14 protein-coding genes and 1 tRNA gene are annotated in these 16,351 nt (G+C 64.5%); 9 read left to right on the top strand and 6 right to left on the bottom strand.

Annotated elements, in window-relative coordinates:
* Positions 1 to 55: 55 nt before the first annotated feature.
* Together otsB and otsA are read right to left on the bottom strand one after the other, a co-directional pair.
* On the bottom strand, positions 56 to 892 hold the full coding sequence (gene otsB, locus J7E83_RS20445) for a trehalose-phosphatase (RefSeq protein WP_214965909.1): 837 nt from the start codon (positions 890 to 892) through the stop codon (positions 56 to 58).
* Positions 882 to 2,384, bottom strand: a complete 1,503-nt coding sequence (otsA, locus tag J7E83_RS20440) for an alpha,alpha-trehalose-phosphate synthase (UDP-forming) (protein WP_285289386.1) — start codon at positions 2,382 to 2,384, stop codon at positions 882 to 884. The genes otsB and otsA overlap by 11 nt, the downstream gene beginning before the upstream one ends.
* A gap of 178 nt (positions 2,385 to 2,562) precedes the next feature.
* On the opposite strand from otsA, the gene J7E83_RS20435 reads away from it, so the two are divergent.
* The 9 genes from J7E83_RS20435 (at position 2,563) to J7E83_RS20395 (ending at position 12,410) form a co-directional block, all read left to right on the top strand.
* On the top strand, positions 2,563 to 3,453 hold the full coding sequence (locus tag J7E83_RS20435) for a thioredoxin domain-containing protein (RefSeq protein WP_214965907.1): 891 nt from the start codon (positions 2,563 to 2,565) through the stop codon (positions 3,451 to 3,453).
* 170 nt (positions 3,454 to 3,623) lie between these two features.
* Positions 3,624 to 3,700: transfer RNA gene (locus tag J7E83_RS20430), tRNA-Thr, on the top strand.
* A 1,202-nt stretch (positions 3,701 to 4,902) separates the two neighbouring features.
* The gene (gene glnT, locus J7E83_RS20425; protein WP_214965905.1) at positions 4,903 to 6,276 is read left to right on the top strand and encodes a type III glutamate--ammonia ligase; all 1,374 of its coding nucleotides are present in this window, start codon (positions 4,903 to 4,905) and stop codon (positions 6,274 to 6,276) included.
* Between the two features lie 27 nt (positions 6,277 to 6,303).
* On the top strand, positions 6,304 to 7,212 hold the full coding sequence (locus tag J7E83_RS20420; RefSeq protein WP_214965903.1) for a glutamine amidotransferase: 909 nt from the start codon (positions 6,304 to 6,306) through the stop codon (positions 7,210 to 7,212).
* Positions 7,200 to 7,928 carry a protein glxC gene (locus J7E83_RS20415; protein WP_214965901.1) on the top strand — a complete coding sequence of 243 codons (729 nt, stop codon included), beginning with the start codon at positions 7,200 to 7,202 and terminating at the stop codon, positions 7,926 to 7,928. Before J7E83_RS20420 ends, J7E83_RS20415 begins: the two co-directional genes overlap by 13 nt.
* A gap of 10 nt (positions 7,929 to 7,938) precedes the next feature.
* The gene (locus tag J7E83_RS20410) at positions 7,939 to 9,312 is read left to right on the top strand and encodes an FMN-binding glutamate synthase family protein (protein ID WP_214965899.1); all 1,374 of its coding nucleotides are present in this window, start codon (positions 7,939 to 7,941) and stop codon (positions 9,310 to 9,312) included.
* The gene (locus J7E83_RS20405; RefSeq protein WP_214965897.1) at positions 9,312 to 10,448 is read left to right on the top strand and encodes an FAD-dependent oxidoreductase; all 1,137 of its coding nucleotides are present in this window, start codon (positions 9,312 to 9,314) and stop codon (positions 10,446 to 10,448) included. The genes J7E83_RS20410 and J7E83_RS20405 overlap by 1 nt, the downstream gene beginning before the upstream one ends.
* Positions 10,445 to 11,761 carry an allantoate amidohydrolase gene (locus J7E83_RS20400; protein WP_214965895.1) on the top strand — a complete coding sequence of 439 codons (1,317 nt, stop codon included), beginning with the start codon at positions 10,445 to 10,447 and terminating at the stop codon, positions 11,759 to 11,761. Before J7E83_RS20405 ends, J7E83_RS20400 begins: the two co-directional genes overlap by 4 nt.
* 28 nt (positions 11,762 to 11,789) lie before the next feature.
* Positions 11,790 to 12,410, top strand: a complete 621-nt coding sequence (locus tag J7E83_RS20395) for an XRE family transcriptional regulator (RefSeq protein ID WP_214965893.1) — start codon at positions 11,790 to 11,792, stop codon at positions 12,408 to 12,410.
* Between the two features lie 382 nt (positions 12,411 to 12,792).
* On the opposite strand, the gene J7E83_RS20390 is transcribed toward J7E83_RS20395, so the two are convergent.
* Genes J7E83_RS20390 through J7E83_RS20375 form a run of 4 tightly spaced genes read right to left on the bottom strand, consistent with a single transcriptional unit; the run spans position 12,793 to position 16,340 of the window.
* A complete protein-coding gene (locus J7E83_RS20390; protein WP_214965891.1) occupies positions 12,793 to 13,860 on the bottom strand; it encodes an LLM class flavin-dependent oxidoreductase in 1,068 nt (355 codons plus the stop codon).
* Entirely contained in the window at positions 13,860 to 14,126 is a 267-nt protein-coding gene (locus tag J7E83_RS20385) for a tautomerase family protein (RefSeq protein ID WP_251044253.1), read from the bottom strand. The genes J7E83_RS20390 and J7E83_RS20385 overlap by 1 nt, the downstream gene beginning before the upstream one ends.
* Positions 14,123 to 15,610, bottom strand: a complete 1,488-nt coding sequence (locus tag J7E83_RS20380) for an aldehyde dehydrogenase (protein WP_214965887.1) — start codon at positions 15,608 to 15,610, stop codon at positions 14,123 to 14,125. The genes J7E83_RS20385 and J7E83_RS20380 overlap by 4 nt, the downstream gene beginning before the upstream one ends.
* Positions 15,600 to 16,340, bottom strand: coding sequence for an alpha/beta fold hydrolase (locus tag J7E83_RS20375; RefSeq protein ID WP_311379839.1), 741 nt, complete (start codon positions 16,338 to 16,340; stop codon positions 15,600 to 15,602). Before J7E83_RS20375 ends, J7E83_RS20380 begins: the two co-directional genes overlap by 11 nt.
* Between the last annotated feature and the right edge of the window lie 11 nt (positions 16,341 to 16,351).

Below are 16,351 nucleotides of genomic sequence, written 5' to 3'. Positions count from 1 at the left end.
AATGGCCTTTCGGCCTAAATGTTACAGACGTCACATGTGAGATTGGTCAAGCCGGCTAGCTGCCGGACCTCCCCGGCTCTTCTTCTGCCACCACGAGGCTGCGTTCCTGCAATAGCGTTTCCAGCAGTTCCGCCACGTGTACGGGGGCCCCCACGCGGAACTGCGCCTGGGTAAAGTCCAGTCCTACTTTGACGCCCACATCGCCGGGTTCCAGACGCGCCAGGGCGTCTTCATCTGTGGTGTCGTCACCCGCGAAAAGGATCGCCGTTGCCCCGGTGATTTGCCGCAGGAAGGTCACGCCTTCTCCCTTGGACGCGTTGACCACCGAGGTTTCCAGGACCCGCTTGCCGCTCTTCAGGAATACGCCCTTGCGGTCCTGCAGTACAGCGCGGGCGGCTGCCACAGCGTCTTCGGCCACGTCATCGGCTGCGAGCCGGGTGTGCAGGACCACCCCGGCAGGTTTTTCTTCCAGGAGCGTGCCTGGTGCCTGTTCCGCGATCTCTTCGAGAATGCCACGGACCTCGGCGAGCAGGGACTTCTGGTCTTCGTCCAGCGTCAGCTCTGTAGACCCGGGGCCCAGCCATGCTTCGGCGCCATGGCTGCCGATGAGCAGCGTGTCCACGGGAGGTGAAGCCACGGCGCGCAGGCTGGCCAGGGCCCGCCCGGAGATGAGCGCCGTCGTCGTCCGCGGTAAGGCGGCGAGCCCGGCAAGGGCGGTGGCGGAGCGCGGAAGTGGCCGGGCGTCGTCGGCACGGTCAACGATGGGGGAGATGGTGCCGTCGAAGTCCAATGCCACCAGGAGGTGTTCTGTCTGCGCTATACCGCGGAGTGCCTCCCGGAGTTCCGGGGAAAGAGTCAGCGGGCCTTTGGCGGCGCGGGCGTCAGGAGTCATCCCGGATGACCTTTTCGTTGAGTGCCTGCAGGAAGTCCGCGGACCAGTGGTCCACGTCGTGTTCGAGGATCTGCTTGCGCATGGCCCGCATTCGCCGCGCTGCGTCCCTGGGGGACATATTAACGGCACGCATGATGGTGTCCTTGAGGCCGTCAATGTCGTGCGGGTTCATCAGCAGCGCCTGCTTGAGCTGGTCCGCGGCGCCGGCGAACTCGCTCAGCACCAGGGCTCCGTCGTTGTCCTTGCGGGCTGTGACGTACTCCTTGGCCACGAGGTTCATGCCGTCCCGCAGCGCCGTCACCAGCATGACGTCGGCTGCCAGGTAAAGGGCCACCATTTCCTCCACCGGGTAGCTGTGGTGCAGGTAGCGGACAGCGGTGTTCTCAATGGTGTCGTAGGTGCCGTTGATATGGCCCACCGTTCCCTCCACCTCCTCACGCAGCAGCCGGTACTGTTCCACGCGCTCGCGGCTGGGGCTGGCCACCTGGATCAGGGTGGCATCGCCCACGGTGAGCTTGCCCTCGTTCAGGAGTTCCTCGTAGGCCTTCAGCCGGTGCCGGATGCCCTTCGTGTAGTCCAGCCGGTCCACGCCCAGCAGGATGGTCTTGGGGTTGCCGAGGTCCTGGCGGATCTGTCGGGCACGTTCGATGATCTCCGGCTTGTTGGCCAGCTCGCTGATCTGGCGCACGTCGATGGAGATGGGGAATGCCTGGGCGCGTGCGATGTGCGTGATCTCGCCGTCCTGGCCTTTTACGTGCACTTGCTGCTGCTTGACGCTGGCGCCCAGGAACCGCCGGGCCGAACGCATGAAGTTGCCAGCGTCACTGGGGCGCTGGAAGCCCACCAGATCGGCGCCCATGAGGCCGTCAATGATGGCCTGCCTCCAGGGCAGCTGGGCAAAGATCTCGGGCGGCGGGAACGGGATGTGGTTGAAGAACCCGATCCGCAGGTCCGGCCGCGCTTCGCGCAGCATCCGCGGCACCAGCTGCAGCTGGTAGTCCTGGATCCACACGGTGGCGCCTTCGTCTGCAGCGCGCACGACGGCGTCGGCGAACCTTCTGTTGACCCTGCGGTAGGCATCCCACCAAGTACGGTGAAACTCCGGCGGGGCGATGACGTCGTGGTACAGGGGCCACAGCGTAGCGTTGGAGAAGCCCTCGTAATACAGCTCAACATCCTCGGTGCTGAGCTGGACGGGGACCAGGTCCATCCCTCCGTGGCTGAAGGGCTCCACCGTCTCATCTGGAGCTCCGTGCCAGCCCACCCACGCGCCGTCGGTCTTGGTCATCATCGGGGCGAGGGCCGTCACCAGGCCACCGGGGGAGCGGCGCCAGCCGTCCCCTTCGTCGCCGCCCTCTCCCGTGGGGCATCGGTCCACAGGCAGCCTGTTGGACACGACCATGAAGTCGTATTTTGTCCCTATACTGGAGCCGTCTGCGGCAGGGCCGGCGTCTGGCGGAGCGGTGGGTTTTTCCTGGACGGGTGTTTGCATTGCGGCCCCCTGGGGTTGCTAGTGCCTCTTAGCCCACCATAACGGGACGGAATCTTCCGTGCTATTCGTTCGTTGGTCATTCCGGAGAAATACTTGACAGCGCAAGCTCCCGGTTTTCTCCCCTAAAATGATGGAGTTGCCACTGAGTGGTCCCCACATCGATCGACCCAAGGAACACATGACCCCCGCAAACGAACTACGTAAGTCCAAGGCTGAGCGAACTGCGGAGGCCCGCGAGAAAGCGCGCCTCATCCGCGAGGCCCAGCTGAAAAAGGACAAGCGCAACAAGCTGCTGATCGGCTGGGGCATCGTGGCGGCAGTGGTTGCCATCCTGGTAATCGTGGCACTGGTGGTGACCACTACCATGAAGCAGAACGCCCCCATCGCAGGCGAGGGTCCCACCCCGGCCAACGGCAACGCCCACGGCGGCGTCACATTGCTCGCCAACACGGACGTGGCAAAGACCGAGCCGGCAACAGTTAATGCTGCTGACCTGCCGGACGCACCAAAAACCGCTCCTGCCGAAGTGGTTGCGCCGGGTGCCGAGGCCGAGGCCGGAAAACCCGTCAAGGTGGTTCTCTACATCGACTTCATCTGCCCGGTCTGCAAGGACTTTGAGTCGAAGTACAACGAGCAGCTGACCTCCCTGCGCAACGACGGCAAGATCACCGTGGAGTACCGCCCGCTCGGCTTCCTGGACTCCCGGTCCTCCACGAACTACTCCTCCCGCGCGGCCAATGCGGCGGCGTGCGTTGCCAACGAGTCCCCGGACAAGTACGCCGCACTGGTGGACTCGCTCTTTGCGAAACAGCCTGCAGAAGGCAGCGCGGGCATCTCCGATAACGACCTGAAGAAGATGGCCACAGAAGTCGGCGCCCAGGACATCAGCAAATGCGTGGATGACAAGACCTACCGCCCATACGTCGCATTCACCACCAAGGAAGCCAACGCCATAGGGGTCACCGGCACGCCCACCGTCTTCGTTGACGGCAAGCAGTGGGGCAAGGGCGACAGCGCCCAGACCCCCTTCCCGGACTTCCTTCAGGCTGCGATCGCCGCAAAGGGCTAGTCAGCCGGCAAGGGCTGCTTGGACAGCTTGGCAAAGGCCCGGTACCGGATATATCTGGAACCGGGCCTTTGTTGTTCCGTGCGCCTTCCGTTGGTGCCGACGTTTTTACCAGCGGGCGGACTTGGGCTAACCTTATCTAGCGTCGTTTCGGCGCATGCCCTCCGGGGTGCGCCTCCTTAGCTCAGTTGGCCAGAGCACCGCTCTTGTAAAGCGGGGGTCGTCAGTTCGAATCTGACAGGGGGCTCCAAGGGGGCGTTGACCTGCGGTTTTGTTCCGGAGTTTGCGAGGCCCATGCGCGGATTCTGCGGAGGATTAGGAAGGTTTGCCAGTTCTAATCCGACCGCGGGCTTGGTAAACGGCCCTGGCCTGCAGTCTTACTCCAGAATGTCCCTTACGCTGCGTCGCCATCGGCGGAGGAAGTAAGGGCTAAATCTTCGGTTGGAATACGCTGGCGGGTCATATCGGGCGCTGACCTGCAGGGCTACTTCCGCTGGCGGCCAGGAAGAGGCCGGTTCCGCTCAGTACTCACCCTTTACTAACCCTAATCAGCGTCGGCGGCGTAGCTGAAGGCATCTTCATCTGCTGTCCATAGGCCTCACGACACCACCCCTACGGGTGGGGGCGCGAACCCAAAACAGTTCCGCGCGAACTTGGCACCTTAACCAAGTCGGATCCGCTGCCATTTTCGCGCCCCTAGTTTTGGTGCCGACTTTTCGACACCGATAACCAGCCTGAAAGGTCGCCGAAAGCAGCTCAGCAGCTGTGTATGGCTCCGTAACCCATCACCAGGCGCTCGCCGCGTCCCTTACCGGCACAGCCACCAACGAGCCAGTGAAGGGCAGACTCGCAGTAGAACGCAGTGAAGGCACCCACCCCCCAGACAGTGCCTGCACAGTTACGCGAAACTCTGATGTCCTCAAGTTTGCCGTAGACAAATGGATCAATCCAGCCAATCCCAGCCGGGCAGGGTGTACCCGCTACAAGGTGAGGTTCCGCATGCCATCTGTCAGATTGGAATCCAAGACCGTTCATCAGAAGGCTGCAGGAAACGCCTTCTGGACCCCATCTTGACGGTGTTCGAGTGGCAGCCTGACGTCCGGTTGGGGTGTGCGCTAACCGGACTTGGACGAACCCCTGGCCACCGCCAGGTCATCGGGACTCGACGAATCCGGCTACCCCGGCACCGCAGGCACTCCTGTCCACGAGCAATTTCCGAAGACGCAACGGAAATGTGCCCCTGCCATCCTGCCTTCCTCTCTTGGCGCCCCAGTTACCATGAGCTGCCTTTCAGGCGCTACTCCAGTTGGACGAGAGGAAGGCCGAATACGCTCACCATCGAGCCCGTCATGTCGATTTAACACGCGGGGTGCGCGCCTGTAACATTATTTTGGCTACTGTGGTTCAACGCCGTTTCCCACTAGGTAACACCAATTGAACAGGACAGTTCCGATGACCAGTGTCGCAACCCCTGAAGTACTCGCCGAGCAATCGGTGCCGGCCGAAGCCGGACAGATTTCCCTTGCGGACATCGCGAAGGCCCACGACGTGCGATTCCTGTTGGCCACGTTCGTGGACATGACAGGCAAGCCCTGCGCGAAGTTGGTTCCGGTCGAAGCCGCAGACGAGCTCGAGGCCGGCGCGATGGGTTTCGCCGGGTACGCCGCCGGGCTGATCGGGCAGAAGCCGCAGGATTCCGACCTCATCGCCGTCCCCGACCTCACATCATTCACGCCCGTGCCGTTCATCAAAGAAGGGCTGGCGATCGTCCACTGTGACCCCCACGTGGACGGAAATCCCTGGCCCTACGCACCCAGGGTGATCCTTAAGAACACTCTCGCCCGGCTGGGTGAGCATGGCATGCAGGCCAAGGTCGGGGCCGAAGTGGAGTACTTCCTGGTCAACAAGAACCCTGACGGCTCGCTGAGCACCGCGGACGCCCGTGATGACTCGCCACGCCCCTGCTACGACGCCCGCGGCGTCACCCGCATGTACGAACACCTCACCTCCATCTCGGAGGCGATGAACGGCCTGGGCTGGGGCAATTACGCCAACGACCACGAGGACGCCGCTGGCCAGTTCGAGCAGAACTTCAACTACGCCGACGCCCTCACCACCGCCGACCGGGTGGTCACCCTCCGCTACATCCTGAACATCCTCGCCGAACAGCGCGGCATGACCGCCACGTTTATGCCCAAGCCCTTCACCGACAGAACGGGCACCGGCCTCCACTTCCACCTGTCGCTGTGGTCCGGCGCAGAGGCACTGTTCCCGGGCGACGACGGCGAACGCGGCCTGGGGCTCTCAGGGCTCGCCTACTCATTCATAGGCGGCCTCCTGAACCATGCCCCGGCGCTGCAGGCGTTCCTCGCCCCCACCGTCAACTCGTACAAACGGTCGGGCGCGACCACCAGCTCCTCGGGCGCCACGTGGTCTCCGCGTAAAGCCTCGTTTGGCGGAAATGACCGCACCCACATGATCCGCGTCCCCGACGACAAACGGATCGAACTCCGTTCCGGGGACGGCTCCGCCAACCCGTACCTCGCCATTGCCACCGCCATTTCCGCAGGCTTGGACGGCGTGGAAAACTCCTCTGATCCAGGGCTGCCTTCCGGTCCCGGGGAGGCGAATCCGGACGCCCACCGGCTGCCCGCCACCCTGCTCCACGCCGTGGAAGCACTGCGCAAGGACCCCGTTATCCTCTCCAGCCTCAGCGGCGACGAGGCGATCGGAAAATACTACGCGGACGCCAAGGAAGAAGAGTTCCTGACTTGGCACAACCAGGTCAGCGACTGGGAAATCCGCACCTATCTCACCTCGATTTGATAACTCCCCCCAAGTAAAGGACACCAAATGTGCGGAATTGCTGCGCTGCAGCTGCGCAACCCCTCATTGCACGCCGAGCTGGGCAGCCTCCTGTCCTCCATGATGTGCCAGATTGTGGACCGCGGACCGGACTCCGCCGGCCTCGCCGTCTACAACACCCCGGGACTCGTCTCAAAAGGCACATCCACCCTCAGTCTTTTGGGCAAAGACCAGGGCACGCCGGTCGATGCCATCACGGCAGCGCTGGAAACCCTGCTGCCCGCCTCCGCTTCAACAGCCGTGAAGGTGGTCGGGGACACCACCCTGGTGAGCGCCGCCGTCGACACCGACCTGCTGGTTAAAGCGGTCAGCGAAACCCTCCCGGCCTCTACGATCATCGGCCGCGGCGAGCACGTGGCCGTTATGAAGAGCGTGGGCCACCCGATGGAGATCGCGGCCGAGCACGGGCTGGAGGCCATGGCCGGCAGCCAGGGCCTGTCCCACACCCGAATGGCCACCGAGTCCGCCGTCACCGCCGGAGGGTCCCACCCCTTCTCCGTCGCTGACGACCTGTGCCTGGTCCACAACGGTTCGTTCTCCAACCACGCCACCATCCGCCGGGAACTCAAGCGCGAAGGTGTGGTGTTCGACTCCGACAACGACACCGAAGTCGCGGCACGCTACATCGCCTCCCGCCTGCAGCAGGGCGATGACCTGGAAACGGCACTGACCAACCTGGGCAAGGTCTTCGACGGTTTCTACACCCTGGTGGTCACCACCGCCGACAGCATGGCCGTGGTCCGCGATCCGATCGCGTGCAAGCCCGCCATCATCGCCGAAACCGTCGATTACGTGGCCATGGCCTCGGAATACCGTGCCCTGGCGGCCCTGCCCGGCATCGAAAACGCCCGCATCTTTGAACCGGAACCCGGAAAGGTCTACACATGGTCACTCTGACAGCCGCCGACACCACGACAGCCAACACGAAAAGCGAAAGCGCCACTTCGGTTGATCTTGCTGACAGCCCGGTCCGGGACCTGAACCAGGCCCTCCACCACGCCGAAGACGGACAGTCATGGACTGTCGAGAACCCGGGCGGCAAGCACAGCCTTGCCGTCGGCATCAACGCGGACGTCACAGTGACCATCGAAGGCCACACCGGCTACTACGCAGCCGGGATGCACCAAAAAGGCGACGTGACCATCAACGGCAATGCCGGCGTCGGCCTCGCCGAAAACATCATGTCCGGCAGGGTCCATGTGAAGGGCGACGCGTCCCAGTCCGCAGCGGCCACCGGCCACGGCGGCCTCGTGGTCATCGACGGAAACGCAGGCGCCAGGTGCGGCATCTCGATGAAGGGCGTGGACATAGTGGTGGGCGGGAACATCGGCCACATGTCGGCCTTTATGGCCCAGGCCGGCCGGCTCGTGGTCTGCGGCGACGCCGGGGATGCCCTCGGCGACTCCATCTACGAAGCCCGGATCTACGTCAAGGGAACGGTCGCTTCGCTGGGCGCGGACTGCATCGAAAAGCCCATGAAGCTTGAACACCTCGACGAGCTCGGCGGGCTGCTGGCCGCCGCCGGACGCGCCGACAACCCCGCGGACTTCAAGCGCTACGGATCGGCGCGGAACCTCTACCACTTCAGCGTCCACAACTCGACGTCGTACTAAGGACACTCCCATGACCATCATCTCACTGCCCCAGGACTCGGCTCTCCCCGCCGCCCAGGACCGTCCCCAGGACATCGCTGAGCTGGGCCTGCGCGAATCGGCAACGTTTGACCGGGCCACCATCGCGGACATCCAGCGCGCCGCCGCCACCGGTGTCTACGACATCCGCGGCTGGGGCGCCAAGCGCAAGGTCCCGCACTTTGACGACCTGCTGTTCCTCGGCGCCTCCATGTCCCGCTACCCGCTGGAGGGCTACCGCGAAAAGTGCGATACCGACGTCGTCCTCGGCGACCGGCACGCGAGCAGGCCACTGCACCTGCAGACGCCGGTGACCATCGCCGGGATGAGCTTCGGCGCCCTGTCCGCCAACGCGAAAGAGGCGCTGGGCCGCGGCGCGTCAGAGGTGGGGACCTCCACCACCACGGGCGACGGCGGCATGACGCCTGAGGAGCGCGGCCAGTCCAAGCACCTCGTCTACCAGTACCTCCCGTCCCGGTATGGCATGAATCCGGATGACCTGCGCAAGGCCGATGCGATTGAGATTGTGCTCGGCCAGGGCGCCAAGCCCGGCGGCGGCGGCATGCTCCTGGGCCAGAAAATCACCGAACGCGTCGCCGGAATGCGCACGCTTCCGGTCGGGATCGACCAGCGGTCCGCCAGCCGGCACCCGGACTGGACGGGCCCGGACGACCTGGAAATCAAGATCGGGGAACTGCGTGAAATCACCGACTGGAAGACGCCCATCTACGTCAAGATCGGTGCCTCCCGCCCGTACTACGACACCGCCCTTGCGGTGAAGTCCGGCGCGGACGTGGTGGTGGTGGACGGGATGCAGGGCGGCACCGCCGCGACACAGCAGGTCTTCATCGAAAACGTCGGCATCCCAACGCTCGCCGCCATCCCGCAGGCCGTCCAGGCGCTGCAGGAACTCGGGGTCCACCGCAAGGTCCAGCTCATTGTCTCCGGCGGCATCCGCACCGGCGCCGACGTCGCCAAGGCCATGGCCCTGGGCGCGGACGCCGTCGCCATCGGCACCGCGGCCCTGATCGCCCTGGGCGACAACGACCCCCGCTACGCCGCCGAATACGCAGCCCTGGGTTCCGCAGCCGGGTTCTACGACGATTTCCAGGACGGCCGCGACCCGGCCGGCATCACCACCCAGGACCCGGAACTCTCCTCCCGGCTGGACCCGGTAGCCGCCGGCAAGCGCCTCGCCAACTACCTGCGCGTCCTCACCATGGAAGCCCAGACCATCGCCCGGGCCTGCGGAAAGTCGCACCTGCACAACCTCGAGCCGGAGGACCTCGTGGCACTGACCATCGAAGCCTCAGCCATGGCCCGCGTCCCGCTGGCCGGCACGTCCTGGATCCCCGGAGCCATGTAATGGCGGAATCCTCGGAATATGTTGTGGTTGGCGCCGGACTGGCCGGCGCCGCCACCGCTTGGCAGCTCGCCTCCCAGGGCCATGACGTCACGATCCTGGAGCGCACGGTCCCGGCAAGCCACGACGGCAGTTCGCACGGTTCGGCCCGGATCTTCCGGTACGCCTATCCGGACGGCTTCTATACCCGTGCCGTTCTCGAGTCGAAAGCGTTGTGGGATGAACTCGACCGGGCCAGCGGCCTGGAACTGATCACCCCTGCCGGCGCGGTGGATTACGGTCCCGAAAGGGACCCGGAGCACCTGGCCCGGGTCCTGGCAGGTGCCGGCATTGAGCACGAACTTCTCAGCGCGGCCCAGGCCCGATCACGCTGGCCCCAGATCCATTTCGATACTCCGGTGCTCTGGCACCCCGGCGCCGGCGTGATTGACGCCGAGAGCTCGGTCAAAGCCATGATCGACCTAGCAGTGCAGCATGGCGCCAGGTTGCTGACCGGCTGGAACGTTACGGGGGCGGAAAAGACGGGTGCGGGCTACCGTGTAGTTTCCGCGGCAGGGGAGCGCATCGACGCCGGGAACGTCATTGTCAGCGCTGGCGGCTGGCTGCCTTCGCTGCTGGGGGAGTTGTCGCTCCCGGCCGGGTTCCTTGCCGGACTCCCGGAGATCACGGTCCGGCAGGAGCAGGCCTACCACTTCCGGTACCGTGACGAAAAGCCGTGGCCCACGTTCATCCATAAGAGCTCGGCCATCCAGACCTACGGCCTGCCTGGAGGACGGGATGCCGGCTTCGCCGGGCAGAAAGTCGCCGAATACAACGGCGGAAAGTTCATCCCCTCAGCCGCCGCCCAAACCGGCCTTGTGGATCCGGAGAACCGGGGGCGGGTGGTGGATTATGTCCGAAAGTACCTTCCCGGCCTTGACCCGGAGCCATACGCCGAGGCCACGTGCCTGTTCACGAATACGCCCACCGAGGACTTCGTCATCGACCGGGCGGGCAACCTGACAGTGCTGTCCCCGTGCTCGGGGCACGGTGCGAAGTTCGCGCCGCTGATCGGGCAGTGGGCGGCCGGCCTGGCAATAGGCACCGGCGATGTCCCCGCCCGGTTCCGCCAGGCAACCGCCCGGATCAGCACCAGATGACCAGTCAGCATCCGCTGGCCCGTGCGCTCAACCAGACCTACAGAACGGACCGTCCCGTGACTTCCTCCGCGACTAAACCGGCAACCGGCACCGTCGCCGGTCTCCTGCGGGACATTTCCAGCGTCGGAACAGACACGCGCCGCGGCGGATACTCCCGCCCGGTCTTCTCGACCGCCGAAACCGACCTGCGAAGCTGGTTCATCGAGCAGGCCGGCGGGCGCGGGCTGGACGTCACCACCGACAACAACGGAATCATCTGGGCCTGGTGGGACACCGCCACCGGCACACGCAGGGACGCCGTCGTCACCGGCAGCCACCTCGATTCTGTTCCCGGCGGCGGCGAGTACGACGGCCCCCTGGGTGTAGCCTCCGCGCTGGTCGCCGTCGACATCCTGAAAAACCGCGGCATCCGCCCCCGGAGGCCGCTGGCAATCGCCGTCTTCCCGGAAGAGGAAGGCTCCCGCTTCGGCGTCGCCTGCCTGGGTTCGCGCCTGCTCACCGGCGCGCTGGACCCAAACAAAGCCCGCAACCTCAAAGACGCGGACGGCAACACCTATGCTGACGTGGCCGCGGCCAACGGGCAAGACCCCCGGTTCATCGGCGCCGACCACAAAACCCTCCAGCGGCTGGGCTTGTTCGTTGAACTCCACGTTGAACAGGGCAGGGGCTTGATCGATCTTCGCAGGCCGGTGGCCATCGGCTCCTCCATCCTGGGCCACGGCCGGTGGAAGCTCTCAGTACGCGGCCAGGGCAACCACGCCGGAACCACCCTGATGAAGGACCGGAAAGATCCGATGATTGCCGCAGCCAAGATCATGATCGGCATACGGGATACGGCCAGGAACTACAAGGATGCCCGCGCGACCGTGGGCCGGTTGCAGCCCGTACCCGGGGGAACCAACGTCATCGCCTCCCGGGTTGATATGTGGATCGACGTCAGGCACCCCCGGGACGAAGTCACCGCCGCCCTGGTGGAATCCATTCATCTCAATGCCCAGGTCATTGCTGCCGAGGAGCGCTGCACTGTCACGTTCGACGTTGAATCTGTGAGTCCCACAGTCCACTTCGACTCCGGGCTCCGAGACCAGCTCCAGGCCCTGATCCCGGGAGCACCCGTCCTGGACACAGGCGCAGGCCACGACGCCGGAGTGCTGGCAGTCCACATCCCCACGGCCATGCTGTTCGTTAGGAACCCCACCGGGATCTCGCATTCGCCGGAGGAACTGGTGGAGGACCACGATGCTGAGGCAGGGGCCAAGGCCTTGGCGGACGTTCTCGAGGGTCTGCTGGGTGAGTCTCGCATGACCGGATAGAGGCTGTGGCCCTGCCTATGATGGCTGGATGACCAATCAGACTGGCGGGGAGACGGACGTGTCAGTAGATGCAGCAGCAGACGCGGTGGCAGGGAAACTCGAACGCGTTATTGCGGGGCAGCTGCGCCGCTACCGGACGGCCCAGAGGCTCTCGGCGGCCGAACTTGCAGCACGGACGGGACTGTCCAAGGCGATGATCTCCAAAATTGAGTCGGCGAGCACCTCGTGTTCGCTGACCACGCTGCAGCGACTGGCTGACGGGCTGAAAATACCGGTCACGGCCCTGTTCCGTGGTGCGGACACCGACCGGGACGCGACCTTCACCAAGAACGGCCAGGGCAGCCTGACCGTGCGCAGCGGTACCCAGCACGGGCACGAATACCGTGTCCTCGGGACCCTTAAGGGCCGCACGGATGCCCTCGAGCCCACGCTGGTCACGCTGACAGACGCCTCCGACGTTTTCCCGCTGTTCCAGCATCCCGGAACCGAATTCATCTACATGCTCTCCGGCAAGATGATTTATGGCCACGGAGCCTACGAATACACCATGGAGGCGGGGGACTCACTGCTTCTCGACGGCGAAGGACCCCACGGCCCGCTGGAACTGCTGGACCTGCCCATCCGCTTCCTGGCTATATCGGCCAAATAAAGCCGTCGGAGTTCCTTCTTCGAGCATGCGCGCCCACACAATTCCCCAAAAACATCAAGACGCAGGTTCGCCTTGCCATCAAGGGCGCCGGGGCGCTGCTGTGCCACGATACTTTGGTGCCACGGCTCTGCCGTTACAACGCCGACGCCCTTGAGCTTGTTTATGCCTTGGGTTACCAGACCGCGGCTGATACCGATGGTGCCGCCGATGTCCTGGGTGTGCGGCGGGAGCTATCGTACGGAGGCGGCGGAGGGCCCGCAGGCGTGCGTCCGCTCCATAGACATGAGGGCGTCTGCCACATCTGTTAAGCCGGGGCAAGAGGAGTGCCGGGCCCCGGGCCGGAGCCGATTGGCTCCGGCCCGGACCCCGGCACCGATTGACATCAGCGTGCCGCAGTAGCCGTCTGCTCCTGGAAGGCCGGGATGACGTGCTTGATGAAGAGTTCGAGCGAGCGTTTCTTTTCCTCGTGGGTCAGGCTGTTGTCGGCCCAGAGGCTGAACTCGTCGACGCCGAGCGCCTCGTAGTGGCGAAGCCGCTGGATGACCTCTTCAGGTGTCCCGATCATCGCCGTCTGGTGGAGGGATTCTGGCGTGAACTCCGAGCGGTCGGCGAACTTCTCCTCGGGGCTGGGCTCGAGGAAACCGTTCTTGGGAGTGGTCTTGTTTCCGAACCAGGCATCAAAGGTGCGGTAGAACTTTTGGATGCCCTCGGCCGGACGCCGCCATCCCTCGGGCTCGTCTGCGGCGTGGACATGCGTGTGGCGGAGCACCATGAGGTCCGGGCGGGGGACGCCGGGGTTGTTCTCCACCGCGGTGTCGAACTTGCGCGCAAGGTCTTCGACCTCCTCGTCGCCCTTCATGAGCGGCGTGACCATCACGTTGCAGCCATTGGCGACGGCGAACTCGTGCGAGGAGATGTCCCGGGCGGCGATCCACATGGGTGGGGTCGGCTTCTGCAGTGGCTTGGGGACGCTGGTGGAGGTTGGGAATTGCCACACCTCGCCGTCGTGCGCGTAGTCGCCTTCCCAGAGCGCGCGCACGGCCGGGACGAGCTCGCGCAGGTGCTTGCCGCCATCAACTGCAGACATGCCGCCCATGAGGCGGTCGAACTCGAACTGGTAGGCGCCGCGGGCCAGTCCCACTTCCATGCGGCCGTTGCTGATGACATCCAGGAGCGCCGTTTCCCCGGCTACGCGGAGCGGGTTCCAGAAGGGGGCGATGATTGTTCCGGCACCCAACCGGATGCGCGATGTGCGTGCTGCCAGGTAGGCAAGCTGGGGCATGGGGCTGGGGGAGATGGTGTACTCCATCGAGTGGTGTTCACCAATCCAGACGGTGCTGAACCCGCCGGCTTCCGCGATGAGCGTGAGTTCCGTTAAGTTCTCGAAGCATTCTTGGTGCGAGACGGTCTCGTCCCAGCGCTCCATGTGGGCGAAGAGGGAAAAGCGCATTAGTGACTCCTTGATTCTGCGGCGGTGTCCGCCGACGCCTCGTTGATGGCTGTTGTTTCCTGGGCTGCTGCATTGCGTTCGGCGATGCTCTGGTCGCCGCGGGACCAGTGTTCGTGTTCAATTTCCCGGATGATGACAGTGGTGTTTTCCGGTGCCGCGCCCACGGAGGTTTCGGCTGCCCGGTGAAGCGCGCCGATGAGGGAGCGGAGCTGCTCGGGGGTCCGGCCCCGGGCAATCGAGACTTCGATAAGTGGCAAGGTGTTCAGCTCCTCATGATGAAGGGGTCGGCGATGGGGGATTCGTCGGTGTTGATCCAGATGCTTTTGAGTCTGGTGTATTCGCGGATGCTTTCGATGCCGTGTTCGACGCCGACTCCGCTGGTTTTGAAGCCTTCGCGCGGTGACTGGGGAGACATGGTGCGGTAAGTATTGACCCAGATGGTCCCGGCCTCGAGTCGGCTGGCCATGCGGTGCGCCCGGGAGAGGTTGGTGGTCCAGATCCCTGCGGCCAGTCCGTAGCTAGTGTCGTTGGCCAGGGCGAGGACTTCTTCCTCTGTTTCAAAGGGCATGATCGCAGCGACGGGGCCGAATATCTCCTCCCTGACCACCCGCATGGAGTTGTTGACGTCGGTGAGTACGGTGGGCTCGAAGAAGTAGCCGTTGAGGCCGGTATTTGGACGGCCGCCGCCGGTCAGAACGGTGGCACCTTCGGAGACGCCAAGGTCAACATAACTGGCCACCTTGTCCCGCTGGTCCTGGAAGGCCAGGGGCCCGAGTTCCGTTGCGTCAAGGAGCGGGTCTCCAATGACGATGCTGCGGGCACGATTAGCGACACGCTCAAGCAGTTCGTCGTAGACGGACTTGTGGGCAAACACGCGGCTGCCTGCAATGCAGGTCTGACCGGCCGCGGCAAAGATGCCGGCCACCACTCCCATGGACGCATTTGCCACGTCGGCGTCGGCGAAGACAATGTTCGGGGACTTGCCGCCCAGTTCCAGCGTCGAACCGATGAAGCGGGAAGCGGTTGAGGAGGCGATGCGGGCACCGGTGGCGGTGCTGCCAGTGAACGAGATTTTGGCGAGCCGGGGGTCCTCGACCAGCGCGGCTCCGGCTTCTGCGCCGAAGCCGGTGACGACATTGACGACACCGCGCGGGAATCCGGCTTCGTCGGCCAGCGATGCCAGGCGCAGGACAGTGGCTGAAGTGTATTCGGACGGTTTGATCACGATGGTATTGCCCGTGGCGAGGGCGGGGGCGAGCTTGCTGGTGGTCAGCGTCAGCGGCGAGTTCCAGGGCGTGATGGCTCCCACGACGCCGAGGGGTTCGCGCAGGGTGTAGTTCAGCATTGCGCGGCTGGAGCCCGGGATGGTGTCGCCCTGGATTTTGTCCGCCAGCCCGGCGTAGTAGTAGTAGTACTCGGGCATCGCTGCGAGCTGGGCGCGCATTTCCCGCAGAAGCTTGCCATTGTCTTCGGATTCCATGCGAGCGAGTTCGTCCGCGTGTTCTCCGACCAGGTCACCGAGGCGGCGCAGCAGGTGCCCGCGTTTTGTTTGGCTGAGGTCGCGCCATGCGGGGTTTTGGAAGGCTGCAGAAGCGGCTGACACGGCCCGCTCCATGTCGGCGTCATTGCCGCGCGCCGCACGGTACAGAACGTCGAGCGTGGCCGGGTTGGTGCTCTCGAAGTATTGCCCGGAAGACGGGGCAACCCATTCCCCGTTGATGAAGTGCTCGTAGCGGCGATCAGTGGACATGTGAATGCTCCTTGACGAAAGCAGTGAGGGTGTTGGCGAGCTGGTGGGGCTGTTCGACCGGCATCATGTGGCGGGCCCCGCTGATGACGGAGTAAGTGCAGCCGGGGATGGCCGCGGCGAGCCGGGCGCTCATCTCCGGCGTTGAGCCCTGGTCCAGTTCTCCGGTCACGGCATGGGACGGAACGGTAATCCGGGGGAGTTCAGGGGCGATTTCCGCGTCTGCGGTTGCGAAGACGCGATAGCAGGCCAGGAAGGATTGGGGGTCGTTGCGAAGCAGTACTTCCCTCGTGGCCTGGATCAATTCGCCCGGAACAGAGGACCCTTTGGGGTACCACCGCATGATTGACGCCTCCACCGTGGCGGGAAAGTCAGATGCCGCTGCGGCCAGGCGAATCATCACCGCGGCGTGTTCCTGGGATGTACGTTCACATACCGAGGCGACGGAAACCAGGGAGGCCACCAAGTCGGGCCGGAATCGCGCCAGGTGTTGCGCGACGAGGGCGCCGAGTGAGAAGCCCACGACATGAGTGCCCGGTTCCAGGTGCTCTGCGACGTCCGTGGCGAGCTCTTCAAGTGACACCCCCTCGGGCGCAATGTGTCCGCGGTTTCCGTGGCCGAGGAGTTCGAGGACCTGAACGTCGTATTCGGGTTCGAGGAATTCACGGAGCGGCCCCCACATCGATCCGTCGAGGCCGACTCCGTGAATGAGTGCGATGCGGGGGCGGCTCACGAGGGCAGTCT

The sequence above is a fragment of the Arthrobacter sp. ISL-48 genome (assembly GCF_018613805.1).
In the GTDB taxonomy this organism is placed as follows: domain Bacteria; phylum Actinomycetota; class Actinomycetes; order Actinomycetales; family Micrococcaceae; genus Arthrobacter.
Note: the sequence above shows the minus strand (reverse complement) of the source record. Positions and strands in the feature narration are given on the sequence as shown.